Annotated in this window: 27 protein-coding genes; 14 read left to right on the forward strand and 13 right to left on the reverse strand. The window is 64.1% G+C overall.

The features are described 5' to 3' along the window. Positions 1-179: 179 nt before the first annotated feature. From CLV78_RS08575 to CLV78_RS08585, 3 genes are all read left to right on the forward strand, one after another. The gene (locus tag CLV78_RS08575; protein WP_106204356.1) at positions 180-1,184 is read left to right on the forward strand and encodes a C4-dicarboxylate TRAP transporter substrate-binding protein; all 1,005 of its coding nucleotides are present in this window, start codon (positions 180-182) and stop codon (positions 1,182-1,184) included. A 264-nt stretch (positions 1,185-1,448) separates the two neighbouring features. Continuing rightward, positions 1,449-2,087, forward strand: a complete 639-nt coding sequence (locus tag CLV78_RS08580; protein WP_106204357.1) for a TRAP transporter small permease subunit — start codon at positions 1,449-1,451, stop codon at positions 2,085-2,087. After that, on the forward strand, positions 2,087-3,496 hold the full coding sequence (locus CLV78_RS08585) for a TRAP transporter large permease (RefSeq protein ID WP_106204358.1): 1,410 nt from the start codon (positions 2,087-2,089) through the stop codon (positions 3,494-3,496). Before CLV78_RS08580 ends, CLV78_RS08585 begins: the two co-directional genes overlap by 1 nt. A 447-nt stretch (positions 3,497-3,943) precedes the next feature. Here the strand turns inward: CLV78_RS08585 and CLV78_RS08590 are convergent, their stop codons facing one another. Further along, positions 3,944-4,504 (reverse strand): tetratricopeptide repeat protein, encoded by a 561-nt coding sequence (locus CLV78_RS08590; protein ID WP_106204359.1) that lies wholly within the window; start codon positions 4,502-4,504, stop codon positions 3,944-3,946. Positions 4,505-4,601: 97 nt separating this feature from the next. Here CLV78_RS08590 and CLV78_RS08595 point away from each other — a divergent pair, with 97 nt between their 5' ends. Continuing rightward, positions 4,602-5,330 carry a rhomboid family intramembrane serine protease gene (locus CLV78_RS08595; RefSeq protein ID WP_106204360.1) on the forward strand — a complete coding sequence of 243 codons (729 nt, stop codon included), beginning with the start codon at positions 4,602-4,604 and terminating at the stop codon, positions 5,328-5,330. A gap of 30 nt (positions 5,331-5,360) precedes the next feature. Here CLV78_RS08595 and CLV78_RS08600 read toward each other — a convergent pair whose 3' ends face one another. Then, positions 5,361-6,149: an inositol monophosphatase family protein gene (locus CLV78_RS08600; RefSeq protein ID WP_106204361.1), complete on the reverse strand. Its 789-nt coding sequence runs from the start codon at positions 6,147-6,149 to the stop codon at positions 5,361-5,363. A gap of 565 nt (positions 6,150-6,714) precedes the next feature. Here CLV78_RS08600 and CLV78_RS08605 point away from each other — a divergent pair. Next, positions 6,715-7,683 (forward strand): cation efflux transmembrane domain-containing protein, encoded by a 969-nt coding sequence (locus CLV78_RS08605; RefSeq protein WP_158263489.1) that lies wholly within the window; start codon positions 6,715-6,717, stop codon positions 7,681-7,683. Here CLV78_RS08605 and CLV78_RS08610 read toward each other — a convergent pair. Continuing rightward, the gene (locus tag CLV78_RS08610) at positions 7,664-8,569 is read right to left on the reverse strand and encodes a LysR family transcriptional regulator (RefSeq protein WP_106204519.1); all 906 of its coding nucleotides are present in this window, start codon (positions 8,567-8,569) and stop codon (positions 7,664-7,666) included. The genes CLV78_RS08605 and CLV78_RS08610 overlap by 20 nt on opposite strands. Before the next feature lie 91 nt (positions 8,570-8,660). Between CLV78_RS08610 and metF the strand changes: the two genes are divergently transcribed. Next, entirely contained in the window at positions 8,661-9,527 is an 867-nt protein-coding gene (gene metF, locus CLV78_RS08615; protein WP_106204363.1) for a methylenetetrahydrofolate reductase [NAD(P)H], read from the forward strand. 46 nt (positions 9,528-9,573) lie between these two features. Next, a complete protein-coding gene (locus tag CLV78_RS08620; protein WP_245924880.1) occupies positions 9,574-10,059 on the forward strand; it encodes a PaaI family thioesterase in 486 nt (161 codons plus the stop codon). Here CLV78_RS08620 and CLV78_RS08625 read toward each other — a convergent pair. Then, positions 10,056-11,024 (reverse strand): NAD(P)-dependent oxidoreductase, encoded by a 969-nt coding sequence (locus tag CLV78_RS08625; protein ID WP_106204365.1) that lies wholly within the window; start codon positions 11,022-11,024, stop codon positions 10,056-10,058. The two genes, CLV78_RS08620 and CLV78_RS08625, sit on opposite strands and share 4 nt — an antisense overlap. Positions 11,025-11,173: 149 nt before the next feature. Here CLV78_RS08625 and CLV78_RS08630 point away from each other — a divergent pair, with 149 nt between their 5' ends. Continuing rightward, positions 11,174-12,472 carry a DUF3422 family protein gene (locus CLV78_RS08630; protein WP_106204366.1) on the forward strand — a complete coding sequence of 433 codons (1,299 nt, stop codon included), beginning with the start codon at positions 11,174-11,176 and terminating at the stop codon, positions 12,470-12,472. A gap of 37 nt (positions 12,473-12,509) precedes the next feature. Here the strand turns inward: CLV78_RS08630 and CLV78_RS08635 are convergent, their stop codons facing one another. Together CLV78_RS08635 and CLV78_RS08640 are read right to left on the reverse strand one after the other, a co-directional pair. Then, positions 12,510-13,283 (reverse strand): gamma-glutamyl-gamma-aminobutyrate hydrolase family protein, encoded by a 774-nt coding sequence (locus tag CLV78_RS08635; protein ID WP_106204367.1) that lies wholly within the window; start codon positions 13,281-13,283, stop codon positions 12,510-12,512. Positions 13,284-13,414: 131 nt separating this feature from the next. After that, positions 13,415-14,305: a DMT family transporter gene (locus CLV78_RS08640; protein ID WP_106204368.1), complete on the reverse strand. Its 891-nt coding sequence runs from the start codon at positions 14,303-14,305 to the stop codon at positions 13,415-13,417. A 234-nt stretch (positions 14,306-14,539) separates the two neighbouring features. Between CLV78_RS08640 and CLV78_RS08645 the strand changes: the two genes are divergently transcribed. The 3 genes from CLV78_RS08645 (at position 14,540) to CLV78_RS08655 (ending at position 17,162) form a co-directional block, all read left to right on the forward strand. Continuing rightward, on the forward strand, positions 14,540-15,727 hold the full coding sequence (locus tag CLV78_RS08645; protein WP_106204369.1) for an aspartate aminotransferase family protein: 1,188 nt from the start codon (positions 14,540-14,542) through the stop codon (positions 15,725-15,727). A 78-nt stretch (positions 15,728-15,805) separates the two neighbouring features. Beyond that, on the forward strand, positions 15,806-16,732 hold the full coding sequence (gene argF, locus CLV78_RS08650) for an ornithine carbamoyltransferase (RefSeq protein ID WP_106204370.1): 927 nt from the start codon (positions 15,806-15,808) through the stop codon (positions 16,730-16,732). Between the two features lie 130 nt (positions 16,733-16,862). Then, on the forward strand, positions 16,863-17,162 hold the full coding sequence (locus tag CLV78_RS08655) for a hypothetical protein (RefSeq protein WP_106204371.1): 300 nt from the start codon (positions 16,863-16,865) through the stop codon (positions 17,160-17,162). A 161-nt stretch (positions 17,163-17,323) separates the two neighbouring features. Here CLV78_RS08655 and hrpB read toward each other — a convergent pair whose 3' ends face one another. Together hrpB and CLV78_RS08665 are read right to left on the reverse strand one after the other, a co-directional pair. Further along, positions 17,324-19,765: an ATP-dependent helicase HrpB gene (gene hrpB / locus CLV78_RS08660; RefSeq protein ID WP_106204372.1), complete on the reverse strand. Its 2,442-nt coding sequence runs from the start codon at positions 19,763-19,765 to the stop codon at positions 17,324-17,326. A gap of 8 nt (positions 19,766-19,773) precedes the next feature. Further along, positions 19,774-20,478, reverse strand: coding sequence for a DUF3108 domain-containing protein (locus CLV78_RS08665; RefSeq protein WP_158263490.1), 705 nt, complete (start codon positions 20,476-20,478; stop codon positions 19,774-19,776). 313 nt (positions 20,479-20,791) lie between these two features. Between CLV78_RS08665 and CLV78_RS08670 the strand changes: the two genes are divergently transcribed. After that, a complete protein-coding gene (locus CLV78_RS08670; RefSeq protein ID WP_106204374.1) occupies positions 20,792-21,487 on the forward strand; it encodes an NAD-dependent deacylase in 696 nt (231 codons plus the stop codon). A gap of 562 nt (positions 21,488-22,049) precedes the next feature. On the opposite strand, the gene CLV78_RS08675 is transcribed toward CLV78_RS08670, so the two are convergent. From CLV78_RS08675 to rpmB, 3 genes are all read right to left on the reverse strand, one after another. After that, positions 22,050-22,499: a copper chaperone PCu(A)C gene (locus CLV78_RS08675; RefSeq protein ID WP_106204375.1), complete on the reverse strand. Its 450-nt coding sequence runs from the start codon at positions 22,497-22,499 to the stop codon at positions 22,050-22,052. Positions 22,500-22,560: 61 nt separating this feature from the next. After that, entirely contained in the window at positions 22,561-22,908 is a 348-nt protein-coding gene (locus tag CLV78_RS08680) for a hypothetical protein (protein ID WP_106204376.1), read from the reverse strand. Positions 22,909-23,013: 105 nt separating this feature from the next. Continuing rightward, a complete protein-coding gene (rpmB, locus tag CLV78_RS08685; RefSeq protein WP_106204377.1) occupies positions 23,014-23,301 on the reverse strand; it encodes a 50S ribosomal protein L28 in 288 nt (95 codons plus the stop codon). A gap of 317 nt (positions 23,302-23,618) precedes the next feature. Here rpmB and CLV78_RS08690 point away from each other — a divergent pair, with 317 nt between their 5' ends. Both CLV78_RS08690 and CLV78_RS08695 read left to right on the forward strand, forming a co-directional pair. Continuing rightward, the gene (locus CLV78_RS08690; RefSeq protein WP_106204378.1) at positions 23,619-24,683 is read left to right on the forward strand and encodes a dipeptidase; all 1,065 of its coding nucleotides are present in this window, start codon (positions 23,619-23,621) and stop codon (positions 24,681-24,683) included. A 99-nt stretch (positions 24,684-24,782) separates the two neighbouring features. Then, positions 24,783-25,199 (forward strand): acyl-CoA thioesterase, encoded by a 417-nt coding sequence (locus tag CLV78_RS08695; RefSeq protein WP_211300963.1) that lies wholly within the window; start codon positions 24,783-24,785, stop codon positions 25,197-25,199. 51 nt (positions 25,200-25,250) lie between these two features. Here CLV78_RS08695 and CLV78_RS08700 read toward each other — a convergent pair whose 3' ends face one another. Both CLV78_RS08700 and CLV78_RS08705 read right to left on the reverse strand, forming a co-directional pair. Next, a complete protein-coding gene (locus CLV78_RS08700) occupies positions 25,251-26,012 on the reverse strand; it encodes an ABC transporter permease (RefSeq protein WP_106204379.1) in 762 nt (253 codons plus the stop codon). Beyond that, a complete protein-coding gene (locus tag CLV78_RS08705) occupies positions 26,009-26,959 on the reverse strand; it encodes an ABC transporter ATP-binding protein (protein WP_106204380.1) in 951 nt (316 codons plus the stop codon). The genes CLV78_RS08700 and CLV78_RS08705 overlap by 4 nt, the downstream gene beginning before the upstream one ends. Positions 26,960-26,980 lie beyond the last annotated feature (21 nt).

Consider the following 26,980-nt stretch of genomic DNA (forward strand, 5'->3'; position numbering starts at 1 on the left):
ACAGAGAACCGCAGTTGCCTGCCCACTGTCCCTGCCGCGCGCTGCCATGCCCCGAACATGGTTTGCCCGAAATTTGGGCAAACGCCGCCTTGCAAATCGCCAGTGGCCTGCGCAGGCTCTGAACGAGCCCGCGTCAGGATGTCCCGGCCGGGCAAGAAAAAAGTATCAGGGAGAAAAACATGCACACCGTTGTCAAGGCGGGCACCATTGCCGCGCTGACCCTTGCCTTCGCAGGCGAGTCGTTCGCAACCGAGTGGAACGTCTCGCTCTGGGGAAAACGCCGCGCCTTCACTGAACATGTCGAGAAACTGGCCGAGCTTGTCTCCGAAAAGACAGGCGGCGAGTTCACTCTAAACATCTCCTACGGTGGCCTCTCCAAGAACCGCGAGAACCTCGACGGGATCGAGATCGGCGCGTTCGAGATGGCCCAGTTCTGTGCAGGCTATCACCCCGACAAGAACCCCTCCATCACGGTGATGGAACTGCCGTTCCTCGGGATCGACAGCCTGGAAAAGGAGATCGAGGTCTCCAAGGCGGTCTACGAGCATCCGGCAACCGTGAAGGACCTTGGCCGCTGGAATGCGACGCTGCTGATGCCCTCGCCCCTGCCGCAGTACAATATCATCGGCGTCGGTGGTGCCCCGCACAGCCTTGAGGATTTCGCAGGGCTCTCCGTGCGGGCGACCGGTGGCATCGGCAAGGCGATGGAAACTATCGGCGCCGTGCCGACCTCCATGTCGGCCTCGGAAGTCCGGCAGGCGATGGATTCCGGCGTGATCAAGGCCGCAGCCTTCGCGCCGCATGCGCACATGTCGTTCGGCACCGTCGAGAACGCCACCTGGTGGACGACCAACCTCAACCCGGGCGCCGTCAACTGCCCGGTGGTCGTGAACACCGACGCCCTGGAGATGCTCTCCGATGCAGAGCGCGAGGCTCTGCTCGGCTCGGTGGACGAGGCGCTCGCGCATTACGTCGATTTCTACAACAACAATACGATGGCGAAATGGGGACCGCTGCTGGAGGAAAAGGGCATCGAGCAGGTGACCTTCTCCGATGACGCGCTCGCCGCCTTCCGCGAGAAAGTTGCGGGTCCTGCCGCAGCCGCTTGGGTCGAGGAAAACAGCAAGCGTGGCCTGCCCGCGCAGGAGCTTCTGGACCTCGTGCATTCCAAGGTGGGCATGTAGCACCGGAATGGCCCTTCGCCCCGCCTGGCAGGGCGAAGGGCCACCTCCGAAGCGGTCAGAATGCCATTGCCCACCAAGGGTGACATGGCGCCAACCTGACAAAGAACGCACCGGGAAGCGGCCGCATTCATCCGTACCTCCCGGGAGGCTACCCAAACGCGAAGTGGCCACTTCCCGGGATTTCCCACTCATCGAACGCGCGCAACCACCCGGACGCCCGACCACGCGGACGTCCCTTTCACGCAACAACACCCGAGGGACCACATGGCCGGCGCCTCTTCCGTCCTGACCGACGATTCCGCCCTCAGCCGCACCGACCGCGCGCTGTTCAGACTTGAAACATTCCTCGCCCTGATCGGCGGCATTGCAATCTTCGGGCTCATGATCCTCGCAGTGATCAACGTTGCCGGTCGGAACGGGTTCAATCGCCCGCTGGCAGGGTATGTCGACTGGATCGAGCAGTTCATGCCTATCATCGCCACCATCGGTGTTGCCTATGTCATGCGGCTTGGAGGCCATATCCGGATGGATATCCTGGTTAGCCAGCTCTCCGGACGGGCGCTCTGGCTCTTCGAGGCCATCTCCACCCTCTGCATGCTGCTTGTGACCCTGCTTCTGGTCTGGGGAAGCTGGGCGCATTTCCAACGGAGCTTCGACATGGCGATGCCGATGTGGAGCCGCGACAGCTCCATCGACATCGGATTGCCGATCTGGCCGGCCAAGCTCATCGTTCCCGTGGCCCTGTCGGTCCTCGCACTTCGGCTGCTGCTACAGCTTTACAGTTTCACGCGCGCCTTCCTGCGAGGGGACGAACGCCCGGTCGCCGTGCCGCTCATAGAGGACGCGGCCACGCAGGCCGCGCATGAAGCGGAGCACGTCTCCGGAATGGAGGACGACCGCTGATGGAACCCATTGATATCGGCCTTGTCGTCACCGGCATGCTGCTGGTCCTCGTCCTGATCGGAACACGCGTCGCCTTTGCAGCCGCGATTGCCGGCGTGGTCGGCCTTGTCTGGATCTTCTGGGCCAAGAAGGGCTACGATCCCGAGCAGTTCATGTGGGCCCTCACCGTCGCGACCAAGACAGCAGGCCAGGTGCCCCATTCCAAGGTCACGAGCCAGGCACTCAGTCTGATTCCTACGTTCATCCTGATCGGCTACCTTGCCTACTACGCCGGACTGACCAAGGCGCTCTTTACCGCTGCAAAACGGTGGGTCGGATGGCTGCCCGGCGGGCTTGGCGTGGCAACGGTCTTCGCAACCGCGGGCTTCGCCGCGGTTTCCGGGGCCTCCGTCGCCACCTCGGCAGTCTTCGCGCGCATCGCCATCCCGGAGATGCTGGAGGTCGGATACGACAAGCGCTTCGCGGCCGGTGTGGTCGCCGCCGCCGGCACACTGGCGTCGCTCATTCCGCCCTCTGCGATCCTCGTCATCTACGCGATCATCGTGGAACAGGATGTGGGCGCCCTGCTCCTTGCCGGGTTCATTCCCGGTGCTTTCTCAGCGCTGATCTACGGCGGGATGGTGATCGGCATGGCCCTCGTCTGGAAGAAGCTCGGCCCCCCGGTTTCCGGCTTCACCTGGCGGCAGCGGTTCGAGGCGCTCCCCGGGGCGCTGCCGATCTTCGCGGTTGTCGTGATCATCCTGTTCTTCGTCTACAACCCCTTCGGCGGCGATGCCTGGGGGACACCGACCGAGGGCGGTGCGCTCGGCGCATTCGTGGTCTTCTGCATCGCGGTCTGGCGCGGCATGCGCTGGAGCCAGCTCAAGGATGCCCTTCTGGAGACCGCCAAGCTCTCGGTGATGATCTTCACCATCATCTGGGGCGTGCTGATCTATGTCCGCTTCCTCGGATTTGCCGATCTGCCGGGCGCATTCTCCGACTGGATCACCAGCCTGCAACAACCGCCAATGATGACGCTGCTGCTGATCCTACTGGCTTATGCGGTGCTGGGCATGTTCATGGACGCCATCGGTATGCTGCTTCTGACGCTGCCCATCGTCTATCCGGCCGTGATCGCGCTCAATGGTGGCGAAGGCGTCGCGGCCGCGGATTCGGCCTTCGGCATGTCCGCCACGGGCTGCGCGATCTGGTTCGGGATCATCGTGGTGAAGATGGCGGAACTCTGCTTGATCACCCCACCGATCGGGCTCAACTGTTTCGTGGTCGCCGGGGTTCGGCCCGACCTGTCGGTTCAGGACGTGTTCCGCGGGACGTCGCCCTTCTTTGTCGCCGATGCGCTCACCATCGCAGGGCTGGTGATGTGGCCCGCCATCGTCCTCTACCTGCCGGGATTACTGCTCGGACTATAGGGATTTCCGGCCCTCGCGACCCTGTCCGCGGGGCCGGTTCATCTTCCGTTCACGCAGGTTCCGCGATGCCGGGCTTCAGGCTGTGGATAACTTCCGCCACTCCGAATCCGTTTTCAGCCCGGCTATGACCCGAGGTTACCCCTTGACCCGACGCACCGATCAATGGGTGCGACGATTCTTACAGACACAGGTGTAAGACTTTGATTTATTTTCATATTTTCAGAACTCGACCAAAGTTGGAACGTATGCATTAAGGCGAGAAACCACTGACATTTCTATGCTGCCCCGCCCTGCCCTGTGGATAAGTTTGTGAGCCGTTTCGGCTCCACACCTGAGCAACTTGCTGCAACGCAGCGTTATCGCACACAAATCTCCGGGGGCTCCGAAACGTTTGCGTCGATGGCCCGCACCCGCCTCATCAGGTCCGACAGTGTCGGCTGGGAGATGCTAGAGATCCTGTTCGCCGAGACGGTGGCGCAGGACCGGAACCAGATCGCGCTCCTTCAGCCACGGGTTCATGGTCAACGCCGCCTCAAGATCCGTCAACGCGTCGCGGTTCCGCCCAAGCGCCATGTAGGTCATCGCCCGTCCCGTCAGCGCACCGAGGTGTTCCGGGCTTCGATCCAGCGCGCGGTGCAGGTCTTCCAGCGCCAGTGCAAAATCCTGGCGGATAAACAGCACGAAGGCACGCTGGTTGTAACCCTCCGCATAGTCCGGGCAGTAGGCGATCAACGCCTCGAAGGCCGCCTCCGCATTGGCGAGATCGAAAGCCGCCCGCCGGTCGATCCCTTCGTCCAGAAGCTCCTGCGCATGTGCGTCCGGCGCCTCGGCCCAGATCTCCCAAAGCTCGTTGGCAAGGATCTGCCCGGAGCGGGCATCGGGCGCCTGCTGGACACGGCGCAGGATCTCGTCCCGGCGATCCAGATCGGGATCCGCGGGCGGACAGGTCTCCGCCATCGCGCCGGAGGCGATAGTGGCGAGGGCGACAATGGAAGCGATGCGGATCATGGATCAAGTGTCCCAACGCGCCGGCCCCACCGTCAACTCACGGCTGCGTCATCGTTTCTTTGCTTGACCCCGCAAGCGACACCGATAGCCTCCGCCCATGTTTCCAATCCGCGATCACAATCCTTCCGGCCGCACGCCCTACGTGACCTTCGGGTTGATCGCTGCCAATGTGCTGATTTTCCTGAGCTACTGGCCTCTGTTCGACCAGCCCCGCGCATTGGGCCTGTTCTATGCCAACTACGCACTGGTCCCCGCGCAGGCCGACCTGCACAGCTATCTTACATCCATGTTTCTCCACGGCGGCGTCCTGCACCTGCTGGGCAATATGCTGTTCCTGTGGATTTTCGGCGACAACCTCGAAGACATGATGGGCCACCTGGGGTTCCTGGTCTTCTACCTGGCAAGCGGGATCGCGGCGGGGGTCTTCCACGTTGCCTTTTCGCCGGGATCGATGGTGCCGACGGTCGGAGCCTCGGGCGCGATCGCGGGCGTGATGGGGGGCTACCTGCTGCTGTTTCCGCGTGCACGGGTCGACATATTGCTGATCATCATCATCTTCTTCCGGGTCTTTTCGATGCCCGCGTGGGTGATGCTGCTGGCGTGGTTCTTATTGCAGGTGATCGCAGCGACCGGAGCCAACCCCGATGAAGGAGGCGTGGCCTACTGGGCGCACGCCGGCGGGTTCATCATCGGCGCTGTGCTGACTCTTCCGGTCTGGCTGCGGCTTGGTGGACGGGCATTCTGGTCCCGCACACTTGGCCACCCGCCACACCCGGCGGCCAACTACCGTGTCACGAGCATCCCCACGGTCCGACGTCGTCGCTAGGCAACGGTTTCGGCCACTGACGCTCTTTGATCAGCGGTCCCGCAAAGTCTTTGCGAATTTCTCGAATACGCCGCTGTTGCAGGCGATCACGGCCCCCTGGTCGAAGATGCTGCCATCGGCGCGCAGCGGTTCGACAAAACCACCGGCCTCCCGCACCAGGATAATGCCCGCAGCGACGTCATGGGCGCTGATCTCACGCTCCCAGTAGCCTTCGTACCGGCCTGCCGCGACATAGGCGAGGTCGAGCGACGCCGCGCCCCAGCGACGCACACCAGCGCATGTCGGCATCAACTGTGCCAGGTCGTGCACGGTGGCGGGCAGTGTTTTCTTCGCCCCCCAAGGCACGCCCGTGGCGAAGATCGCCTCGCTCATCCGGTTGCGGCCTGAAACCCGAATGCGGCTCTCGTTCATCCAGGCTCCCGCGCCCTTCTCGGCGTAGTACATCTCGTCCTTCGCCGCGTCGAAGACGACACCAGCCACGATTTCGCCCTTGTGCTCGAGCGCGATGGACACGGCCCAATGCGGCAACCCATGCAGGAAGTTCGTCGTGCCATCCAGCGGATCCACGATCCAACGGCGCGTTGGATCCTTGCCCTCGACCTCGCCGGTTTCTTCGCCAACCCATCCGTATGTCGGACGCGCGGCCATCAACTCGTCGCGGATGATCTGCTCCGCGGACATGTCCGCCTTGGTGACGAAGTCGCCCGGCCCCTTGCGACCGACCTGCAGGTTTTCCACCTCGCGGAAATCCTTGACCAGCGAACGGCCCGCGTTTCGAGCGGTCTTGATCATGATATTGAGATTGGCGCTGCCCTGCATGGCGGAGGCTCCTTTGGTTCAGGCAGCGCGTATAGCGAGACTGATCGCGGAAGGGAACCCGCTTGGGCACATGGCCGGGGTGACACGCGCGGATGACTGCCGCCGGCCTGCTTCGTGGCCGGGGGGGGGCTTGGGCCACAACTGACTGAGAAATGGCCCGCGTTCCGGTATCTGGTGGCCCCTAGGATGCCGATACTTGCTCGTGGGACGGCTTCTCTCTGCCGGAAGAGGCGCGGCATCGTGTGCTTGCCGTTAGATATCTGGCCGATCGGCCGCTCCTCAACGCGATCAACCGGGCCCCGTTTACAGATCAAACCGAAGGGCGCCTGCCGCACCGGACTCCCCCGAAGTGTCGTCGGTGCACCGTGTCGGACAGGCCCATGCCAGCCAACGCGACAATGGCACGAGGCCGCCGCCCAAGAGGCCCGAACACGACGGCGCGGATTTGTCGAACCGGATGAGGCTCGCCCCAAGGCAACTGCCTGTTGGGCGCGACAGGAATATCGCGTATCGCTGTCGGAACGCCCCACGGCCCGTGCGGGCAAGGACATACAGGAGCCCGACTGTGCCTGATCCAGCCAGCCGCCCCGAAGAGATTGCCGAGAATCGCGCCCTGCGTGTTGGCATGGTTGGCAACCTGTTCATGGGGGCCTGCGGGGTCCTCGCCGCGGCGCTGTCCAATTCGCAGGCGCTGCTGCTCGACGGCTTGTTTTCCCTGATCGGTTTTTTCGCGGCTTTTGTTGCACTCCGCATCAGCCGCAAGGTCGCAGCCGGTCCCGATCGGCTGCGACCCATGGGATATGCCGTGGACGAGACGATCTTCACGACATTCAGGTCCCTGTCGCTGCTGGTGCTGGTGTGCGTCGCCAGCGTCTATGCCATCACTTCCATCCTCGCCTATCTGGACGGCACGCAGCCGCCGCCGCTCCAGTACGAGCCGATGGTGGTGTATTTCGCCATCGTCGGGCTGACCTGCGCGGCGCTTTGGTTCTTTCACTACAGTGCGTGGCGCAAGGGCGGACGGCGCAGCGAGATCCTGCACCTCGAAGCCAAGGCCGCGGCCTTTGACACGCTGATAACGGCAAGCGCCGCTGGGGGTCTTCTGGCCATCGCGTTCTTCAAGGACGGTCCACTGTCCGGCATCGCGCCAATTGGTGATTCCATCGTGGTCCTGGCGCTCTGCTGTGTGGCCACGACCAGCTACATAAGCGATTTCCGCTCCAGTCTTGGCGAGTTGGCAGGCGTTACGGCCGCCCCGGACAAGATCGCGATCGCTCGCCGTACAGTGCGCGCACAGGTGCAGCAGGCAGGACTGCGGATCGTCGACCTTACGGTGATGAAGCTCGGGCGCAGCTTTCTCGTGGTGATCTATGTCGACACCGGTGCTCCGGTAACGGCGGCCGACGTCGACAAGCTGACCGCGACGCTGGAACCGGCTCTGGGCGAGGCGCTGGGGCGCACGGATCTCTTTATCGTGCCGTCGCAATACGGTCGGGCCTTTCCCGCGCCGCTGCCTACCCGCGCTGCAACCTGACCGGAACCGTCCGCGCCAGGCGCAGGAAATGCGCCATGAAGGGCTTCTCGATATCGTCAGAGCGGGTCGCGGCAAAAAGCCTGCGGGTGATTCCCGCCTGCGTGATCGGGCGAGTCACATAGTCCGAGTTGTACCGCACCTCCCGCACGACCCAGTCCGGCAACACGGCCACGCCGCGATTGGAGGCCACAAGCAGAAGAATGACGGCGGTCAGTTCCACCTGTCTCACGGAGCGCGGCTCCACCTTTGCCGGCGTCAGGAGTTGGCTGAAGACGTCCAGCTTGCTCCGTTCGACCGGATAGGTAATCAGGACCTCACCCCGGAAATCCTCCGCCTCGACGTACTCCTTTTCCGCCAGGGGATGGCGTGAGGACGCGACGAAGACCGGCGCGTAGTCGAAGAGCGGGTTGAAAGTGACGCCGTCCATATCCTCCGGATCGGAGGAAATCACCACGTCCACCTCCTCCTTCCACAGCGCCGGCATGGCGTCGAATGCAAGCCCGGGACGAATATCGACATCGACGTCAGACCAGGCCTTGCGGAATTCCTCCAGCACCGGGAACAGCCATTCGAAGCAGGCGTGGCACTCGATTGCGATGTGCAACCGGCCGGACTTTCCCGCGCGCAGCCCGCTGAACTCCTCTTCGAGGGCCGCCATTTCAGGCAGGACACGCTCCGCGGTGCGCAACATGCGCAAACCGGCGGCCGAAAGCTTCAGCGGCTTGGAGCGGCGCACGAACAACTCCATCCCGGCCTGGTCTTCCAGCCCCTTCACCTGATGGCTCAACGCGGATTGCGTGATATTGAGCAGATCCGCCGCACGCGCCAGCCCACCGGCCTCGTGGATGGCCTTGATCGTCCGAAGGTGGCGCAGCTCAACATGCATCAGGCACATAACCTTCTTGATGATTATGAAATTGCTTCACCCGGCGTGATATGCGAAGCCCCTTTGCGACACAAGAGGATCAAAACGCGCCATGACCGTGCCCAACGTCTCGTTCGAATTCTTCCCCCCGCGCTCGGTGGAAGCCTCCTTCCGTTTGCACGACACCGTGCAGGCGCTGGCCCCGCTGCAGCCGGAGTTCGTCTCCGTCACCTACGGGGCCGGAGGCACGACGCGGCGACTCACGCACGAAGCTGTCTCCGCGATCCACAGCACGACGGAGCTGCGTGTGGCCGCGCATCTGACCTGCGTGGACGCCACACGGCAAGAGACGCTGGCCATCGCCAAAAGCTATGCCGAAGCCGGTGTGACCGACATCGTGGCGCTGCGCGGTGACCCTCCCAAGGGGGCCACGCGTTTCGAGCCGCACCCCGACGGGTTCCGCGACAGTTGCGAGTTGATCTCTGCATTGAAAGCGTCCGGCGACTTCACCATCCGCGTCGGCGCCTATCCCGACCGCCACCCGGAAGCCGCCTCCGACACGTCGGATGTCGAGTGGCTCAAGCGCAAGATCGATGCCGGCGCAGACGGGGCGATCACCCAGTTCTTCTTCGAGGCGGAGACGTTCTTCCGGTTCCGTGACGCCTGTGCGGCGGCCGGAATCGATGCACCGATCCTTCCCGGCATCCTGCCGATCGAGCATTGGGCGAACACCAAGCGGTTTGCCACGCGGTGCGGCGCGAGCATTCCCGGCTGGCTCGACGATGCATTCGCCCACGCGATTCGCGACGATCGCGAGGAACTGCTGGCCATTGCCGTTGCCACCGAACTCTGCTCGGAACTGATCGACGGCGGTGTGGAGCACCTGCATTTCTACACGCTCAACAAGCCGCACCTGACGCATGACATCTGCCACGCGCTCGGGATCACCCAACAGGCTGCGCTCGAAAACGTCGCGTGATGGGACCGACGGTCCCCACCCATCGCACGATGCCCGGCAGCCGCGTGTGACAGGGCCGTTTTTTGCCAGCACCCGCGAAGAGCTGTCCGACAGGGAAACACTGCTCTCCCTGTCCGGGTTGGACTTCATGCGTCGCGTGCAGGATGGCAGGATCTCCGGACCGCCTATCGGGGCGCTGCTGAACTATCGCGTGGAGGAGGTCGCGCAGGGACGGGTCGTCATTCGCGGCACGCCGGAGTTCGGCCATCTGAACGTGTTGGGCGGTGTGCACGGTGGCTGGTACGGCACCCTCCTGGATTCCGCGATGGCCTGCGCCGTGATGACCCTGCTGCCGAAAGGGTCAGCGCAAACAACCCTTGAGTTCAAAGTCAATCTTGTCCGTGCACTCTCCGAGGGTACGGAGGTTCTCTGCATCGGAACCAGCCAGCATGCAGGCCGCAGCACCGGTGTCGCCAGTGGTGAGTTGCGCGGAGCGGACGATGGGCAGCTCTATGCAAGCGGGTCGACCACCTGCCTGATCATGTCCAGCTAGGCGCCCCGGGCGCGGTGTCTCGGGACGACTTCATAGCCCGGCGCCTCCGGCTCGTCGTCGACCATCTCGGACGGGAAGCCGGAGGCGCGGATGTCCAGACCCGTCGCCTCCTCCAGCCGCTTGATGATGTTGGGAGAAAGTTCGCGTCCGCCAAAGCGTCGCTCCCCATCCTGAAAGATCCGATTGAGCAGGGGCGAAACTTCCAGCGGCACGCCATTGGACTCCGCTATGGACTGGAACAGGCCGATATCCTTGTTCACCAGGTCCATGGTGAAGGAGATGTCGCGAGAGCCATTCAGGATCACCTGGCTTTCTGTCTCGTGCACGAAGGAATTGCCCGAGGAAATGCGTATGGCTTCGTATGTCGTGCCGAGGTCCAGCCCTGCGGCTGCGGATGTGGCCAGAGCCTCGCACAGCGTTACCAGGTTGGCCGTGGCGAGGTAGTTGGTCATCACCTTGAGGACAGAGGCCGTGCCGATGTCGCCGGTATGCAGAACGCGGCGGCCGAGCGTGGTCAGGATCGGCAGCATCCGCTCGAAGGTCTCCCGGTCGCAGCCTGCAAAGATGGAGATATTACCGGTGTCCGCCCGATGACAGCCCCCCGACACCGGGCATTCCACCGCGGCCGCGCCGGTCGCATGCACCTTCTCTGCAAGGCGCGCCACTTCGGACGCGTCGGTTGTGGACATCTCTGCCCAGATCTTGCCGGCGCCCAATCCTTCAAGCAGCCCGTCGGGACCCTCGACAACTGCCGCGCAGGCGACCGGACTTGGCAGGCAGGTCATGACCAGATCACAGGCCTCCGCCATCTGGCGAGGGTCCTTTGCCGCCACCGCTCCGCGCTCGACAAAGGGCGCAACAGCCGCTGGGTCGAGATCCAGTACCATCAGGTCGAACCCGTTTCTCGACAAGCTCCCCGCGAGCTTTGCGCCCACGTTGCCCAAACCCACGAACCCGACACGCATTGGCATCTCCATCCCGCTGTTCCCCACATTGCCCAATTGGCGGGACCTTGAATTGCCTGCATGCGACAGGTGGATGTCGTTCGCGCGGTATGCCAAGGCATGCCCAAAAACCCTTTTACAGCGCTGTTTCCGCTACGTTATCTGACCGCATGACCAGGACCGACCAAGTTGCCGCCATGGCCGATCACCCCCGCCGCTATGACCTCGCCAACGAGTTGCATGCGCGGCCATTCCCCTCGCTCGCTGCACCCGGGCGGGCGTTTTTCCTCGCGCTCAAGCAACCTAAAAACGCCGCAAGGAGGGATCGGGACGCGGATCGCGCCCACCTTTTGGCGCTGCTGGACCGGTTCGGCGCCCCGCATCCGCAACCCGGGGCGACGCATTGGTTCGGCACTTTGGGGCGGCACAAGCTGAAATGGGAATGCCACACCGAGTTCACCACCTACACGCTGTTTCTCGACGGGTTGGAGGACCGCCCTTTCGATCCAAGCGCCTACGAGGTCCTGCCGGCGGACTGGCTCGCGGAGGCGCCAGGCGCTGTCATGACCTCGGCGCTGATCCGCATCGAGCAGTTCGAGGACGAAGCAATGATCGCGGCGAGCCTCGTGGACTGGTTCGTGGCAGAGAGCCTGGCGGCGTCCAGAGTGCTTGACGATGTTGCAATCGCAGCCAGCGATTTCCGGATCGACACGACAGGACATGTCCGCATAGCGCTGTTCGTGCGGCCGGACATGGGGGAACGCCGGGTTGGCCGGATTGTTCAGCGCCTGACAGAGATCGAGATCTACAAGACGATGGCCTTGTTGGGATTGCAGCGGGCGCGGGACCTCGACCGGAAGATGGGCCCGCTGGATCTGCAACTAACGGAGTTGGTTGGCGGGTTGTCAGGGGCTGGCACGGATGCCGAGGGCTCGCTCGGACAATTGCTGGACATCTCCGCAACGCTGGAAAACCTGCTCGCGACGTCAACCTTCCGCTTTGGCGCAACGGGCGCCTACGAGGCCATCGTAGACGATCGGATCCGAGTGCTTCGGGAGGGCCGATTCCAAGGGCGGCAGACCCTGCGGGAGTTCATGACACGCCGATTCGATCCGGCCATGCGCACGGTGCTCTCCACGGAGAAACGCCTTCAGGCGATGTCCGACCGGGCCGCGCGCGCGGGCGACCTTCTACGGACGCGGGTGGATGTGGAGAGACAGGCCCAGAACCAGAAGCTGCTTGAGAGCATGGACCGGCGCGCCGACCTTGCGCTGCGACTACAACAGACTGTCGAGGGGCTCTCCGTCGTTGCGATCAGCTACTACGCGCTGAACCTCGCAAGCTACCTGACCTACCCGCTGCAAGAACCACTGGGGCTCAGCAAGGGCACGACCACGGCGATCCTGACACCATTGGTCGTGCTGATTGTCTTCCTGTTGATCCGCCGCATCCGGAAATCGATGCACTAAGGGGCGCCCCACGGATCAGGACAGATCTCCGCCGCGTTCAGGCGCGCTTCAGGACCGCGTGCCGACCACTGGCCCAGTTCCGCACGGCATCGCCGAACGCCTCGAAGAGTGGCCTTGAAACCGGATCGCGTGCCGCCCGGTATTCCGGATGCCATTGCACGGACATCGTGAATCCCGGCGCGCCCTCGACATAGATTGCCTCAGGTGTGCCGTCCGGTGCGTGACCGTCGATGACGATCCGTTTGCCGGGGTCCTTGATCCCCTGCCCGTGGAGGGTGTTGGTCATGACCTCACGCGCCCCGAAAAGCCGGTGAAACGGCCCGCCCTCGGTGAAGGTGACCGTGTGGCGCAGGGCAAATTTCTCCTCCAGCGTGCCATCCGGCGGCATGCGGTGGTTCGACCGTCCGGGCAGGTCGCGGATTTCCGGGTAGAGCGTCCCGCCCATGGCCACGTTCACCTCCTGGAAGCCACGGCAAACCCCGAGGAAAGGCTGTCCGCGCTCCACCAGTGCGCGCACCAGCGGCAGGGTAATGGCATCGCGGGCACGATCGAACTGACCGTGCGCCTCGGTCGCGGCCTCTCCGTATTCCTCGGGATGCACATTCGGCCGCCCGCCGGTCAGAAGGAACCCGTCGCAGACCTCCATCAGATCCTGCACCGAGACAAAGCGCGGATCGGTGGGGACAACCATCGGCACGGCATCGCAGACCTCTGCCACGGCCTCCGAGTTCATCGTGCCACCGGCATGGGTCGGGTATTCGTCATTGATCAGGTAGTGGTTGCCGATAATGCCGACGACAGGTCGCGCCATGGTGCCTCGCAAGATCTTGTTTGAACCTTCTTAACCGGTGTGGCGGGCCGGACAAAGGGGCAGTGACGCACAGACGCCCTTCCGGATCCGCAGAGACCGAAGTACGGGCGCCTCCGGCCGGCGACGCGCTGTCATTGCGCCCGCCGGGTCTCCCGCCAGGCGAGGAGCGCCGCGCCGCCAAGGATCGTGCCGGCACCGAGGAACGAGATCCAGTCCGGCAGGACACCGAAGATCGCACTGTCATAAATCGTGGCAAAGACCAGTGTCGCATAAGCGAATGGCGCCACGAAGCTCGCCTCGGCTCGCGCAACCGCATTGATGTAGCAGGTCTGGGCGAGCGCCATCGCCGCCCCGAGCCCGCCCATCGCAGCCCATTGCCCCGCCGTCGGCATCTGCCAGACGGGCAGGACAGCGCAGGTCGCAATGCCAAGCCCGATCATGTTGTTGATCAACAGCACCTGAAACGGGCGTTCCCGCCCTGCGAGCTTCTTGATGAAGATCACCTCGAGCCCCATCACGGCCGCCGAGCCTACGGCCAGCAGCGCCGCGGGCTGGAAGGTTCCCGGCCCGGGACGCAGCAGGATGACAGCCCCCAGAAGTGCAATCGCCGCAGCCGACCACCGGACGCGTCCGACGTTCTCTCCCAGCAGCGGGATCGCCAGCATCATCGCAAAAACCGGATTGAGGAAGGTGATTGCGGTCGCGTCCGCCATCGGGATCCGGGCAACGGCGGCGAACATCAGCGTCACCCCCGCGAAACCCGCCGTGGAGCGCGCCACATGCAGCCCCCAATGCGGCCGCCGAACCGAGGGTCGTACAACCGCCGCTACGCTCGACAGCACCAGGAAGGCGAACAGGAACCGGCCGTGGGTGACCTGGACCGGGTGCAGGGCAGGGCCAAGCACATCCGTCCCCAACGCCTTGGCGAACAAGGTCGTAACCGCCACCAGCGAGGAGGCGGCCAGCATCAGCGTCAAGGCCAGCGATTTCGACTGGGCGGGGGCTACGAATGTGTCACTCATGCCGCCCCGCTATCCCAGCTTTGCCCTCACTGCCAGAAAGAACTGGCCCTGTCGGGGGATCTGCGCTATCGCGCTCGACATGACATTGCTGCGCGCCCCCTCTCTCCGACGCATCCGACGTCGCGCCTGACCGCGTTTCACGCGTCCGGTCCGTTCCGCGCACCCTGTCCTTCCCGCATTGACACCTAGCCCCCCCTCGGGCACTCAATTCACTCCTATTGCGAGGATTTTTCGATGATCGCCCCCGTTCTGCCGACCTACAATCGCGCTCCGCTTCACTTCGTGAAGGGAGAGGGCGTCTGGCTGACGGAGAAGGATGGACGACGTTTTCTCGATCTCGGTGCAGGCATCGCGGTGAACGCCCTTGGCCACGCAAACCCGCACCTCGTCCGGGCCTTGACTGAACAGGCCGGCGCGCTTTGGCATACGTCCAACCTCTACCATGTGGACCGGCAGCAGGCCCTGGCGGAACGGTTGGTGGACCTGACCTTTGCGGACACCTGCTTCTTCACCAATTCCGGAACCGAAGCCTGCGAACTTGCCGTGAAAATGGCACGCAAGTACTGGCACGAGACAGGCAGCCCGGAGCGCATGACGATCCTTGCCTTCGAGGGCTCGTTCCACGGCCGCTCAACGGCTGCGATTTCCGCTTCGGGTTCGGAGAAGATGACCGCCGGCTTCGGCCCGATGCTGCCGGGTTTCGTGACATTGCCTTACGGCGACACCGATGCGCTAGAAGCGGCGATGAAGGACACGCATGTCGGCGCCATTCTGGTCGAGCCGTTGCAAGGCGAAGGTGGTATCCGCCTGCTCGACGACGACGTGCTGAAGCTCATGCGCAAGCTCTGCGATGAAACCGGAACGCTGTTGATCCTCGATGAAGTTCAATGCGGCATGGGGCGTACCGGAAAGCTTTTCGCCCATGAATGGGCCGGGATCGCTCCTGACATCATGATGGTCGCCAAAGGCATCGGCGGCGGCTTTCCCATTGGTGCCGTGCTGGCCACGGAGGCCGCGGCCTGCGGCATGGTCGCCGGAACCCACGGATCCACCTATGGCGGCAACCCCCTGGGCTGCGCCGTAGCGCTCGCCGTACTCGACGTGGTGTCGGATCCCGCCTTCCTCGACGAGGTTGTCCGCAAGTCGGGCCAGCTTCGCCAGCGGCTCGAAGGGCTCGTGGCGACACATCCGGACGTCTTCGAGGCGGTCCGCGGCGAAGGTCTCATGCTCGGCCTGGCCTGCACCGCCCCCAATACGGAGGTCGTCGCCGCCGGCTACGCAGAGGAACTGCTCGTGGTGCCGGCCGCCGAAAACGTAGTCCGCCTGCTGCCGCCGCTCAATATCACCGATTCGGAGATCGACGACGCCCTCGCTCGCCTGGAGCGAACCGCGCGCCGCGTCGCAGGCGCCACACCTTCCTGATCCCTATTCTCAATCCCCGTCGCGGGGAGCGCGCATTGCGCCGGGGCAATCGGCCCCAAGACAGACGAAAGCAAAACGATGAAACATTTTCTGGACATCCACACCACCGACGCCAGCGACCTGCGGTCCATGATCGACCAGGCGCGCAGCATGAAGGCCGCGCGGGACGGGCGCCCGAAGGGCACGCATGACGACCATCTGCCCCTCGAAGGGCAGATGGTCGCCCTGATCTTCGAAAAGCCGTCGACCCGGACGCGGGTGTCCTTCGATGTCGGCGTGCGGCAAATGGGCGGGCAGACCATGGTGCTCTCAGGCAGTGAAATGCAGCTCGGCCACGGCGAGACGATCGGCGACACGGCACGGGTTCTGTCCCGCTATGTCGACCTCATCATGATCCGGACTTTCGAGGAAGCGACGCTTCTGGAACTGGCCGAAGCCGCGACGGTCCCGGTCATCAACGGGCTCACCAACCGCACGCATCCCTGCCAGATAATGGCGGACATCCTGACCTTCGAGGAACACCGCGGCCCCATCGCCGGCAAGAAAGTGGTCTGGTCAGGCGACGGAAACAACGTCTTCAACTCCTTTGCGCATGCCGCCGGGCAATTCGGCTTCGACCTGACCTTTACCGGCCCGGAGACGCTCGATCCGGAGAAGGTCTTTGTGGATGGCGCGCGCGCAAGGGGTGTAAAGGTCGAGATCGAGCGCGATCCGTTCAAGGCGGTCAAGGGCGCCGACCTCGTGGTCACGGACACATGGCTTTCCATGCACGATTCCCAGTCCGCCCAGGAACGGCGCCACAATCAGCTGCGTCCCTACCAGGTGAATGCGGAACTGATGAGGGCCGCCGGCGATCAGGCGATCTTCATGCACTGCCTGCCCGCACATCGCGGCGAAGAGGCCACGTCCGAAGTCATGGATGGCCCGCAATCGGTGATCTTCGACGAGGCCGAGAACCGCCTGCACGCCCAGAAGGCCGTGATGCGGTGGTGCCTCGGCGTTTGACGCGATCCTTGCGCGGCGGACCGCCGAAGGCTGGGCCCGCGCAAGAAAACTGTTTGAAACCGCCTCTCTGCATGCGAAAGTTGCGCAAGTGGGTGTATTCTGCTGCCCGCTCTTTTTTGGAGGACGATTCATGAAAAAGAACTATCTGGCCCTCTTCGCCGCAATGGGTTTTGCAATCGCAGCCGGAACGGCCTCGGCAGACACGGTTACCGTCATGTGCGAAAGCGGCACAGCCGGTACGAACAACGCGATCACGTTCAATGAAGAAGACGGCGCGATGCTCAAGGAAGAACTCGGCGCCGGCTTCGAAGACACTGTTTGCGAGGTTGGCAAACAGCTCAACTGGCCGGACTACGAGACCCCGACGCAGGTCAAGGTGACCATGTCGAACGGAAACGAGTACGACATCATGGCGCAACAGGTGAAGTGATCCAACTGGCGGGGGGTACTCCGCCTGAACGCAGATCCGGGCCGTGACGAACCATCGTCGCGGCCCGACTTTGTCCGGAGACTGATGCCCTGCGGACGAGGCCTCACAAAGGTCCCGTTTCGGGTCGTGTCCCCCAGCCCGTGCCACCTGTGGCCCTGACTTCAGCCCTTTCGGCGTTTCGCGCGCAGCGTCGGATCAGCCTGCGTCGGATCCTCCGGCCACGGGTGTTTGGGGTATTGCGCCCGCATGTCCTTGCGAACGTCTGCGTAGGACGCGGCCCAGAAGCCCGGAATATCCATCGTGGTCTGCACTGGGCGGCCGGCGGGTGACAGCAGCGTGACCCGCAGCGGCAAACGGCGCGGTCCGACGGTCGGATGGTCGGTCACGCCGAACATCTCCTGCACGCGCAACTGAATCGCGGGGTGTTCGCCACCAAAGTCTATCGGGACCTTGCGGCCAAGCGGGGTGACGAAAGCGCCGGGGATCTCACGGTCGAGCCGTTGTTGCCCCTCCCATCCGATGTGCAGGCGAAGCGGCTCCACGAGGTCGAGGCGGCGAATATCCTCCGCCGTGCGCACAGCGCCCAGATGCGGCAGGAGCCAGTCTCCGGCCGTTTCCAGCAGTGTCGCATCCAAGAGGTCGACGATCTCGCCCCCCTCGGTACGATAAAGCACCGCCCGGGCCTGCAACCTGCGGGAGGCCTCGCTCCACGGAAGGCCAAGCTGGCGCACGCCTTCAAGCGCAGCTTCGGCGAGAACCTCCGCCGGAGCATTCCGCCAGATCTGGTCGGCCAGCACCAGGGCGCCGAACATCTCCTGCCTGCGGGCAACCACGCGCCGGTCCCGCTTCGACCAGTCCGCAATGTCCCGCCAACTGATCTGCTCGGCGTAGAGGCCTCTCAACTCGCTTTCCGCCAACGGGACGGCGAGGCGGATCTTCGCATCCCGCCGGTCACCGTCGAGATCGGTGGCAACGAGCAGGCGCTGCCCGGCCAGGGCGTCGCTTTCGGCCATGGTCGCCCCCTTGCCGCCCGACAACAGCCACCGCGGCACGTCTCCCGGACGACGCAGGCCGATGCGGTCGGGATAGGCAAGCGCCGCCGCCTCCGCCGGGGACAGCAGGCGCTCTGTTTCCGGGGCGAGGCGGCGAAGGCGCCTTGCCTCCGACCGGATGCGCTCGACGGCCGCGCGGTTGACCTCTCCGGGCAGGTCCCTTCGCCCGTCGAGGGCTTGCAGGCGCAGGGCCAGATCCGCCGGCGCACCGCGCAGCGGGTCGCGATCCGCGAGCAGCGCGGCAAGGGGCGCCGCAGGTTTGCCGGCAAGCAGCAACATATGCGCAAGGCGTGGGTGCAACGGCAGCCGGGCAAGGGCACGGCCATGGGCGGTGATCGACCCTGTCGCATCCAGCGCCCCAAGCGAACGGAGCAACGCCTGCGCCTCGGCCAATGCCCCCTCTGGCGGCGGCGTCAGAAACGGCAACTCGGCGTTGCCCCATAGGGCCAGTTCCAGCGCGAGCCCGGTAAGGTCGGCGGCTTCGATTTCTGCCGGTGGGAAAGCCTGCAGCGCGCCTTCCTCGCCCTTCGTCCAGAGCCGATAGCAGGTTCCGGGCGACAGGCGGCCGGCACGCCCTGCCCTCTGGGTCGCTTCCGCCCGCGTGACCCGTTCGGTCACCAGTCGCGACATGCCCGAGTTCGGGTCGAACCGGGCCCGGCGCGCGCGGCCGGCATCCACAACGCATGTGATCCCGTCGATGGTGAGCGAGGTTTCGGCGATGGAGGTGGCCAGAACAACCTTGCGTCCCTCTCGCGCTGGCGCGATGGCCGCCCGCTGCGCCCGGAACTCCATGGCACCAAAAAGCGGGCGGATAACGGTCGCTGGCGGCAAGTCCCTCGCCAGCAGTGCCTCGGTGCGCCGGATCTCTCCCTCGCCGGGCAGGAAAACCAGCACGCTGCCGTCTGTCTCTCCCAGTGCCCTTCGGGTCAGTTCCGCCGTCGCCTGGTCCAATCTGGCCCGCTTGTCCAGCGGTCGCTCCAGGTGACGGATCGAGACCGGGAAAGCGCGCCCCTCGGAGGTAACAACGGGCGCCCCGCCCATCAGCTCCGCCACGGGGCCAGCGTCCAGCGTGGCCGACATCGGCAGCAGGATGAGGTCATCCCGCAGGGCGTCGCGCACCTCAAGACACAGGGCGAGCCCCAGATCGGCATTCAGCGAACGTTCGTGGAACTCGTCAAAAAGCACGGCACCGATGCCCGACAGCTCGGGATCGGATTGCAACATCCGCGTGAGGATGCCCTCCGTGACGACCTCGATCCGCGTGTCCTTGCCCACCCGGGCCTCGCCACGGATCCGGTAGCCGACGGTCGCGCCCACATCCTCCCCAAGCTGCTCCGCCAGCCGCTCCGCGGCGGCGCGCGCGGCCAGCCGGCGCGGCTCCAGCATCACGATCCGCCCGGCACACAGCCCGGCCTCCAGAAGTGCCAGCGGTACCCGGGTTGTCTTGCCAGCGCCGGGCGGCGCCTGCAATACCGCCTGCCCGGCGGCACGTAACGCCGCCACAAGGTCCGGCAGCACGGCATCGATGGGCAGGACGGGCAGGTCTTTCATGCGGGCCTTCAGCGGCGGCGCAGGACCACCGCGCCAATGGTTGTGGGGACCCGCACCTCTTCCACGCGATGCACACCGCCGTCAAGCACACGGTAGGTGACCGAGAAAGGCCAGTGCACCTTCTCCGCCATATCCTCGTCCGAGAAACCGGCAATGCGGGAATAGGTGCCCGGACATACCAGCCTTTCACCCTGCCGCTTGCCGCCGTTCATGCGGATACGAGTCCGCTCCCGCCCGTCATAGGGGGAGATATCGAGTGCGCAGGCCAGCTCCGCCGGACGGTCGCGCAGGATCGCATAGGCTGTCGTCAGCGGGTCCACCGTTCCGCCCTGGCCTGCCGGATCGGCGTGGTACGACTTTCGCCGGGTGTCGGGCGGCGTTTTCGTTATCGACGGCACTCCGCCACGGTAGCGGTATTTCGCGGTCGTGGTTTTGCTCCGTTTCGCCACCTCCTCGGCATAGGCCGATGGACGATAGCGGTTGCCGGAGACAGATCCATTGGCCGCCGCCTTGACCCGCGCCGGGTACAGGCTCCGCGCGAGCCCGGTGCTGGCCACCTGCCCGTTCACCTTGTAGCGCCCGCCGCTTTCGTTCCCCCGGAACGCAATGGTCCCCGCCCCGATGCCCGCGATGGACACCGAAAACGTGCCCTCCTCGGCGAATGTGGGCAGGGGAAGCAGGAAGGCAAACAGAATGGGAAACAGGCGCCGCATGGAAATCTCCGGACTGACAAATCGGTTGACCCACAGGGGGGCGGAAGCGTCGGTTCGGGTCAAGGCCACCGCTTCCAATGTTTCAACCCTCGGCGAAAACCCCCACATCCCCTATTCGAACCTTTTCCAACGGGATCCTTTGCGACCAAGCATGGATCGGGATTTGTCCGCTCGGACGCGCAAGAGCCGTTGTCCTCCCCCGCGAGAGCAAGCATACCTTGACCATGGAACCGGGCGATCCGGCCCGTCCTGAGCCCCCTTTCTTCGTGTCCCTTGCGGACGCGTTCGCAATGATCGGCGCAAGGAGTCGCAAATGCAGAAGATCGTCCTCCTCACCGGCGCCGGAATCTCTGCCGAGAGTGGCCTCGGCACGTTCCGCGATGCGGGAGGGATCTGGTCCCAATACGACCTTGAGGAAGTGGCCACGCCAGAGGGATTCGCGCGCAACCCCGCGCTCGTCCACTCGTTCTACAACGCACGCCGCGCCAATGCGCTGGATGCTGCGCCCAACGCCGCACACGAAGCGCTCGCCCGGTTGGAACGCGACTGGCCGGGCGAAGTGGTGCTCATTACCCAGAATGTCGACGACCTCCACGAACGTGCAGGGCACAATCGGGTCATCCACATGCACGGAGAGCTGACGCAAGCCCTATGCGCGGCCTGCGGTGCCCATTGGGAGGCACCGCGGGAAATGTTTGCAGAAGATCCCTGCCCGGAGTGCGGAGAGCCCGCCACACGCCCCGACATCGTCTGGTTCGGAGAGATGCCCTACGATATGGACCTGATCGAGCGGCACATCGCGAGTGCTTCATTGTTCGCATCCATTGGCACATCCGGGCAGGTCTTCCCTGCCGCGGGCTTCGTCATGCAAGCCAACGCCGCGGGCGCCGAAACGGTGGAACTGAACCTCGAAGCTTCGGAACTGTCGGGCATGTTCGACGAACGTCACGAGGGCCCGGCGAGCGATGTCGTTCCGCAGTGGGTGGAGCAGATGCTCGAGACACTCTGAAGCGCGACGGGGTGTATTCTCCTCGATGCACCCCACGGGGACGGATTGAAACTCTTACGATGGTATCAAAAGCGCCCCTTTGCAGCAGATACAGTTGCCCGGCGCCCCCTCTCCGCAACTGACCCGGCCGAACGGCCACTGCGCGTTTTATCGCGGTTTTTGACACCATCGAGGTCGGCCCGGACGACCACCATGGCTCCTGCGACTGTCGCCGAAACGACTATCGGCGGCGTCCAGCAACAGAACCAGCCCGACGAGCACCACTTTGGACTTCGCCTGCGCGGGTGCGAGTCCGACCCGGAGTCCGGGTCATCAGGGCGGTTCCCCGGAATGCCCGCGTTCCATTCCTGCCACCCCGTCCATCCACGAATCGAAACGTGCGCAAGGCTGCATCTCTCAGCGGTCGACCTCAGGCCAGGGCCGTCGTTTCCTCTAGCGGCGATGGCCACCGGCGTTGCACCCTGCGCCACGCCTCCGCGGCGCGATTCCCGCACCACGCGCGCCCGGTCGGCGCGTGACGGCCGGCGGATGCCGGCCCGAGCGGGCCGACACCCCGTTTGCCTCAGTGGCTCATCTTGTCCTTGCGCTTCAGGTCGACCGGGATCTCCACGGTCACATCCCCGGCCTTCTCAAAGGACAGGGTCACGGTCACGCTGTCGCCATCGTTCATCGGGCCCTTGAGCCCCATGAACATCACGTGGTCGCCGCCGCGTTTCAGCATGTGCATGCCGCCTGCGGGGATCGCGAATCCCTCTTCGACATGCACCATTTTCATCACGCCATCGCCTGCATCCTTGTGGGTGTGCAACTCGGTCTTGCCGGCGATCTCGGAACTGGCGCCGACCAGGCGATCATCCTCGGTGCCGGTGTTGACGATATGCATAAAAGCGGCGCCAGCCTTGGCATTCGCCATGGCCGCACGGGCATAGGCGTCCTCGATCTTGATCTCGGCAAGCGCGGGGGTTGCGAGGGAAAGTGCGGCCACAGCCGCGAGAAGGGACTTGAGGGACATCTGTCGTCTCCGATGGTCTGTTTGTCGTTGAAAGGGTGTCAGGTGCGGTTGTACCAACCGCTCACGCCACCGGCGGGTCCCGCGCCCCGATCCCGTGCGGTACTGCAACCGCACATTGATCCAACCGCGCCGACGGCCAGTTGCACTGGGACACCATCATGTCTCCGGCGACCACCTTCGTGGGCGACACCGCGGTTGCAGCCATCAGCGACGCGACAGCATCCGGGCACAGCGTCAACGATTCGACGGGCTTGCCATCGGCATCCACGCTGACTGTCAGAAGGCCATGACCGCTGCAAATCACGATCTGGCCGGCGGCCGGCGCCTGCCCGATAGCCATGCCGAACCCGACGGCCGACAGGCCCAGGCTCAGTATCAGGAGAAGGGATATCAGGCGCAGGCGAAACATCGGGCGCACCCTACGGCTGCGCGGAAAAAAGGCAATCTGAAAAACAAAACGGCCTCGCCCGTTTGGGCGAGGCCGTTCTTCATGTCCGGGTTTTCGTGGAAGTGATCAGGCCGCGGCCTGAGACTTCACGATATCCTTCTTGATCTTCAGCGCCTTGGCGGACAGCTCCTCATCCTTGGCTTTCGCCAGGAATGCGTCCAGACCACCGCGGTGGTCGACGGAGCGCAGCGCAGCAGAAGAGATCTTCAGCTTGAAAGAGCGCCCGAGGGCGTCAGAAATCAGCGTCACGTCCTGCAGGTTCGGCAGGAAACGGCGCTTGGTCTTATTATTGGCGTGGCTGACGTTGTTGCCAACCATCGGGCCTTTACCGGTCAGTTCGCAGACACGCGACATGGGGTTTTCCTCGACGTTCGTATGACAAATAGGGCGCAACCCGGGCCAACAGGTTTCGGCCGGGGCGCCCCGAATTCCGTCCGGGGTTTTAAGAGCATGTAGGAAGCGGTGTCAACCCGATTCCCGGCGGCACCTGATCAGCGACGTTCACCAGGCATCCGGCCCCCGCGCCCGCAATCATATCGCCCCTTTCGGCCACCGTGAACATGTCGATTGCACAAACCCATTGCACAAATGCTGCGACATGGGTGGTTCCTCAACGGCAGGCTTTTGGCAACGGACGTGCTGACGTATGGCAGACGCAGGAGGTGCTTGCGATGACCCAACCCATTCCCGTCTTTGACGGACACAATGATTTCCTGCTGCGTCTGGTGCAGGCCCCCGAAGCGCGGGAGCAGCTCTGGCTGGAGCGGGGCGACGAAGGGCACCTCGATCTGCCACGCATGCGCGAGGGCGGCTTCGCCGGTGGGCTCTTTGCGATATTCGTGCCCTCGCCGGACGAGCCGGGCGCGCCCAACATCAACGAGCTCATGGCCAACCCGCCGTATGATGTCCCATTGCCGCCGTTGATGAATGCCCCCGCCGCACTGCCGGTCGCGCTGGCCGAGGCCGCGCTGTTGCTCTGGATGGAGCGGGCCGCGCCGGAGGATTTCACCGTTTGCCGCACAGCCGGAGAGATTCGCACGGCCATGGATGCCGGCCGGATTGCCGGTGTCATGCACATGGAAGGCGCCGAGGCCATCGACGGAAACCTCGATACACTGCACGCCTTCCACGCCATGGGCCTCCGCTCGCTCGGTCCGGTCTGGAGCCGCCCGACGATCTTCGGTCACGGCGTGCCCTTCCGCTTCCCCGCCGCGCCCGACATCGGTCCCGGCCTGACGGACACCGGGAAGGCGCTGGTGCGCGAATGCAATGCGCTCGGCATCCTGGTGGACCTCTCGCACCTGAACGAAGCGGGCTTCGACGACGTCGCGAAAATCTCCGACGCTCCGCTCGTTGCCTCCCACTCCAACGCCCATGCCTGCGCGCCCACCCCGCGCAACCTGACCGACCGCCAATTGTCCATGATCGCCGAGACGGGCGGCATCGCCGGGCTCAACTTTGCAACCTTCTTCCTGCGCGAGGATGGCGGCGGCGTGACTGACTGCGGCTGGGATCCGGTGCTGCGCCACATGGACCACCTATTGGAACGGCTGGGGGAGGATCATCTCGGGTTCGGCTCCGATTTCGATGGCTGCCTCGTCCCGGACGTGATTGGCGACGTGACCGGCCTGCCCGGGCTGCTCGACGCGTTGCGGACACATGGCTATGACGAGCCGTTGCTTCGCAAGATTGCCCACGAAAACTGGATCAACGTACTTGAACGTACCATCGGCTGACCGCGGGCGGCCGCCGCGCCTCTGGCGTCGGCCGCATTTGCCATTTGCCCGAACCGGTCAGATGATAGCCGCGATGCTTCCTGTCCCAGGTCAGCCCGTATGACGATGATCGACAGATCTGCCCCCCACGAGATCGATATCGAGATCCGCGCCAGCGACATCGATATGATGGGGCATGTGAACAATACCGTGTACCTTCGGTGGGTTCAGGACGCGGCAACAGCCCATTGGGACGTCATCGCCACCGATGAAGACCAGGCCAACCTGCTCTGGATCGTGGCGCGGCACGAAATCGACTACAAGCGACCGGCCTATGCCGGCGACGATGCAGTCGCTCGGACGTGGCTGGGGGCTGCAACTGGCGCCTTCTACGAGCGCCACACCGAGATCCTGCGACGCCGGGACGGCCAGCTTCTGGCTCGGGCTCTGACGTTGTGGTGCCCGCTGGATGCGGCGACTCGCAAGCCGGTCCGGCTGACCCCGGCACAGCGGAAACGCTATACCGGTCAAGGTTGAGCCCTGCCACTTGTGTCCGTGACGCCCCGGTCCCGGGCGACGCGACGGGTCCTAGGGTTTGATCCGCCAGCCGGTGCGGAAGATCGCCCAGATCACCGCGATGCAGATCGCGAGGAACACGCAGATCGCGGCGATGGAGATACCGACCGGCACATCCGCCACTCCGAAGAAGGACCAGCGAAAGCCGGAAATCAGATAGAGGACCGGGTTGAACTGCGTCACTGTCTGCCAGCCCGGCGGCAGCATGGACACCGAGTAGAACGCGCCACCAAGGAAAACCAGCGGCGTGATGACCAGCAGCGGGATCAACTGAAGCTGTTCGAAGTTCCCTGCCCAGATGCCGATGATGAAGCCCAGAAGGGCGAAACTCACCGCTGTCAGCACAAGAAAGGCAAGCATCCAGAACGGGTGCGCAATCTGCAGGTCCACGAAGAAGGTGGAGGTGATCAGGATGATTGCCGCGATCATCAGCGCCTTGCTGGCTGCCGCGCCGACATAGCCAATCACGATCTCGATGAAGGAGAGCGGCGCGGAAAGCAGCTCGTATATCGTGCCGATGAATTTCGGAAAATAGATCCCGAAAGAGGCGTTGGTGACCGATTGCTGCAACAGGGTCAGCATGACAAGGCCGGGCACGATGAACGCGCCGTAGTCGATGCCCTCGACGGTGTCGATGCGCTGCCCGATGGCGGAGCCGAAGACCACGAAATACAGCACCGTGGACAGCACAGGGGAAACGATCGACTGCGCGATGGTGCGGAAGGTCCGGTTCATCTCGTAGCGATAGATGGAGAAGATCGCCTGCCAGTTCATTCCGCGCCCTCCTCTGCCGTTGCCCGACCGTCCTGAACCAGTTTCAGGAACACGTCCTCAAGCGAGCTTTGCCGCGTGGATAGGTCCTTCAGGCTCAGTCCTGCTTCGGAAATGGCCCCCATCAACCGTGTCATCCCCGTGCGTTCGGCATGGGCGTCAAATTCGTATGTCAGGTGCAGCCGGTCATCGGAAAGCTCAAGGTCGTATTCCGCGAGGCTCCCGGGCACCTCATCCAGCGGCTCGGCGAGCTCCAGCAGGAGTTCCTTGCGGCCAAGCTGGTGGAGCAGCTTCTGCTTTTCCTCAACCAGCAGAAGCCTGCCGTGGTCGATGACGCCGATCCGGTCGGCCATTTCCTCGGCCTCCTCGATATAATGCGTAGTCAGAATGATGATCACACCGTCGGCACGAAGCTGGCGCACAAGTTCCCACATCTCCCGGCGAAGGGTGACATCGACCCCGGCCGTGGGCTCGTCGAGGAAAAGCACGCGCGGTTCGTGGCTCAGTGCCTTGGCGATCAGTACGCGGCGCTTCATGCCGCCGGAAAGCTCCTGGTTGCGGTTGTTTCGTTTTTCCCAGAGCGACAGCGAGCGCAGCACCTTCTCGATATGCGCGTCGTCCCGCCGTTTGCCAAAAAGCCCGCGGGAGAACCGCACGGTGTTGATGACCTTCTCGAAGGGCTCGATGGTGATTTCCTGCGGCACCAGCCCAATGAGCGAACGGGCCGCGCGGAACTCGCTGGCGATATCGTGGCCACCGACGGAAATCTGCCCGGCGGAGGGCGTGACCAGACCGCAGACCGTAGAGATGAGCGTGGTCTTGCCCGCGCCGTTAGGTCCCAGCAGCGCAAGAATCTCACCCTCGTGGATGTCCAGGTCGACGCCCTTCAGGGCCTCGAAACCATCCGCGTAGGTCTTTTCCAGCCCCTTGATCGAAATGATTGCCGTCACGAAATGTCCTTCCTGTTCCCT

The sequence above is a fragment of the Aliiruegeria haliotis genome (assembly GCF_003003255.1).
In the GTDB taxonomy this organism is placed as follows: Bacteria; Pseudomonadota; Alphaproteobacteria; order Rhodobacterales; family Rhodobacteraceae; genus Tropicimonas; species Tropicimonas haliotis.

Excerpts from the sequence above, each read along its gene's own strand:
- CLV78_RS08595 (WP_106204360.1), top strand. The coding sequence starts at position 4,602 with ATGTTTCCAATCCGCGATCACAATCCTTCCGGCCGCACGCCCTACGTG.
- CLV78_RS08590 (WP_106204359.1), bottom strand. The coding sequence starts at position 4,504 with ATGATCCGCATCGCTTCCATTGTCGCCCTCGCCACTATCGCCTCCGGC.
- CLV78_RS08670 (WP_106204374.1), top strand. The coding sequence starts at position 20,792 with ATGCAGAAGATCGTCCTCCTCACCGGCGCCGGAATCTCTGCCGAGAGT.
- CLV78_RS08625 (WP_106204365.1), bottom strand. The coding sequence starts at position 11,024 with ATGCGTGTCGGGTTCGTGGGTTTGGGCAACGTGGGCGCAAAGCTCGCG.
- CLV78_RS08600 (WP_106204361.1), bottom strand. The coding sequence starts at position 6,149 with ATGCAGGGCAGCGCCAATCTCAATATCATGATCAAGACCGCTCGAAAC.
- CLV78_RS08630 (WP_106204366.1), top strand. The coding sequence starts at position 11,174 with ATGACCAGGACCGACCAAGTTGCCGCCATGGCCGATCACCCCCGCCGC.
- CLV78_RS08575 (WP_106204356.1), top strand. The coding sequence starts at position 180 with ATGCACACCGTTGTCAAGGCGGGCACCATTGCCGCGCTGACCCTTGCC.
- CLV78_RS08680 (WP_106204376.1), bottom strand. The coding sequence starts at position 22,908 with ATGTTTCGCCTGCGCCTGATATCCCTTCTCCTGATACTGAGCCTGGGC.
- metF (WP_106204363.1), top strand. The coding sequence starts at position 8,661 with ATGACCGTGCCCAACGTCTCGTTCGAATTCTTCCCCCCGCGCTCGGTG.
- CLV78_RS08610 (WP_106204519.1), bottom strand. The coding sequence starts at position 8,569 with ATGCATGTTGAGCTGCGCCACCTTCGGACGATCAAGGCCATCCACGAG.
- argF (WP_106204370.1), top strand. The coding sequence starts at position 15,806 with ATGAAACATTTTCTGGACATCCACACCACCGACGCCAGCGACCTGCGG.
- CLV78_RS08675 (WP_106204375.1), bottom strand. The coding sequence starts at position 22,499 with ATGTCCCTCAAGTCCCTTCTCGCGGCTGTGGCCGCACTTTCCCTCGCA.
- CLV78_RS08580 (WP_106204357.1), top strand. The coding sequence starts at position 1,449 with ATGGCCGGCGCCTCTTCCGTCCTGACCGACGATTCCGCCCTCAGCCGC.
- rpmB (WP_106204377.1), bottom strand. The coding sequence starts at position 23,301 with ATGTCGCGTGTCTGCGAACTGACCGGTAAAGGCCCGATGGTTGGCAAC.
- CLV78_RS08645 (WP_106204369.1), top strand. The coding sequence starts at position 14,540 with ATGATCGCCCCCGTTCTGCCGACCTACAATCGCGCTCCGCTTCACTTC.
- hrpB (WP_106204372.1), bottom strand. The coding sequence starts at position 19,765 with ATGAAAGACCTGCCCGTCCTGCCCATCGATGCCGTGCTGCCGGACCTT.
- CLV78_RS08585 (WP_106204358.1), top strand. The coding sequence starts at position 2,087 with ATGGAACCCATTGATATCGGCCTTGTCGTCACCGGCATGCTGCTGGTC.
- CLV78_RS08695 (WP_211300963.1), top strand. The coding sequence starts at position 24,783 with ATGACGATGATCGACAGATCTGCCCCCCACGAGATCGATATCGAGATC.
- CLV78_RS08640 (WP_106204368.1), bottom strand. The coding sequence starts at position 14,305 with ATGAGTGACACATTCGTAGCCCCCGCCCAGTCGAAATCGCTGGCCTTG.
- CLV78_RS08665 (WP_158263490.1), bottom strand. The coding sequence starts at position 20,478 with ATGCGGCGCCTGTTTCCCATTCTGTTTGCCTTCCTGCTTCCCCTGCCC.
- CLV78_RS08655 (WP_106204371.1), top strand. The coding sequence starts at position 16,863 with ATGAAAAAGAACTATCTGGCCCTCTTCGCCGCAATGGGTTTTGCAATC.
- CLV78_RS08700 (WP_106204379.1), bottom strand. The coding sequence starts at position 26,012 with ATGAACTGGCAGGCGATCTTCTCCATCTATCGCTACGAGATGAACCGG.
- CLV78_RS08690 (WP_106204378.1), top strand. The coding sequence starts at position 23,619 with ATGACCCAACCCATTCCCGTCTTTGACGGACACAATGATTTCCTGCTG.
- CLV78_RS08635 (WP_106204367.1), bottom strand. The coding sequence starts at position 13,283 with ATGGCGCGACCTGTCGTCGGCATTATCGGCAACCACTACCTGATCAAT.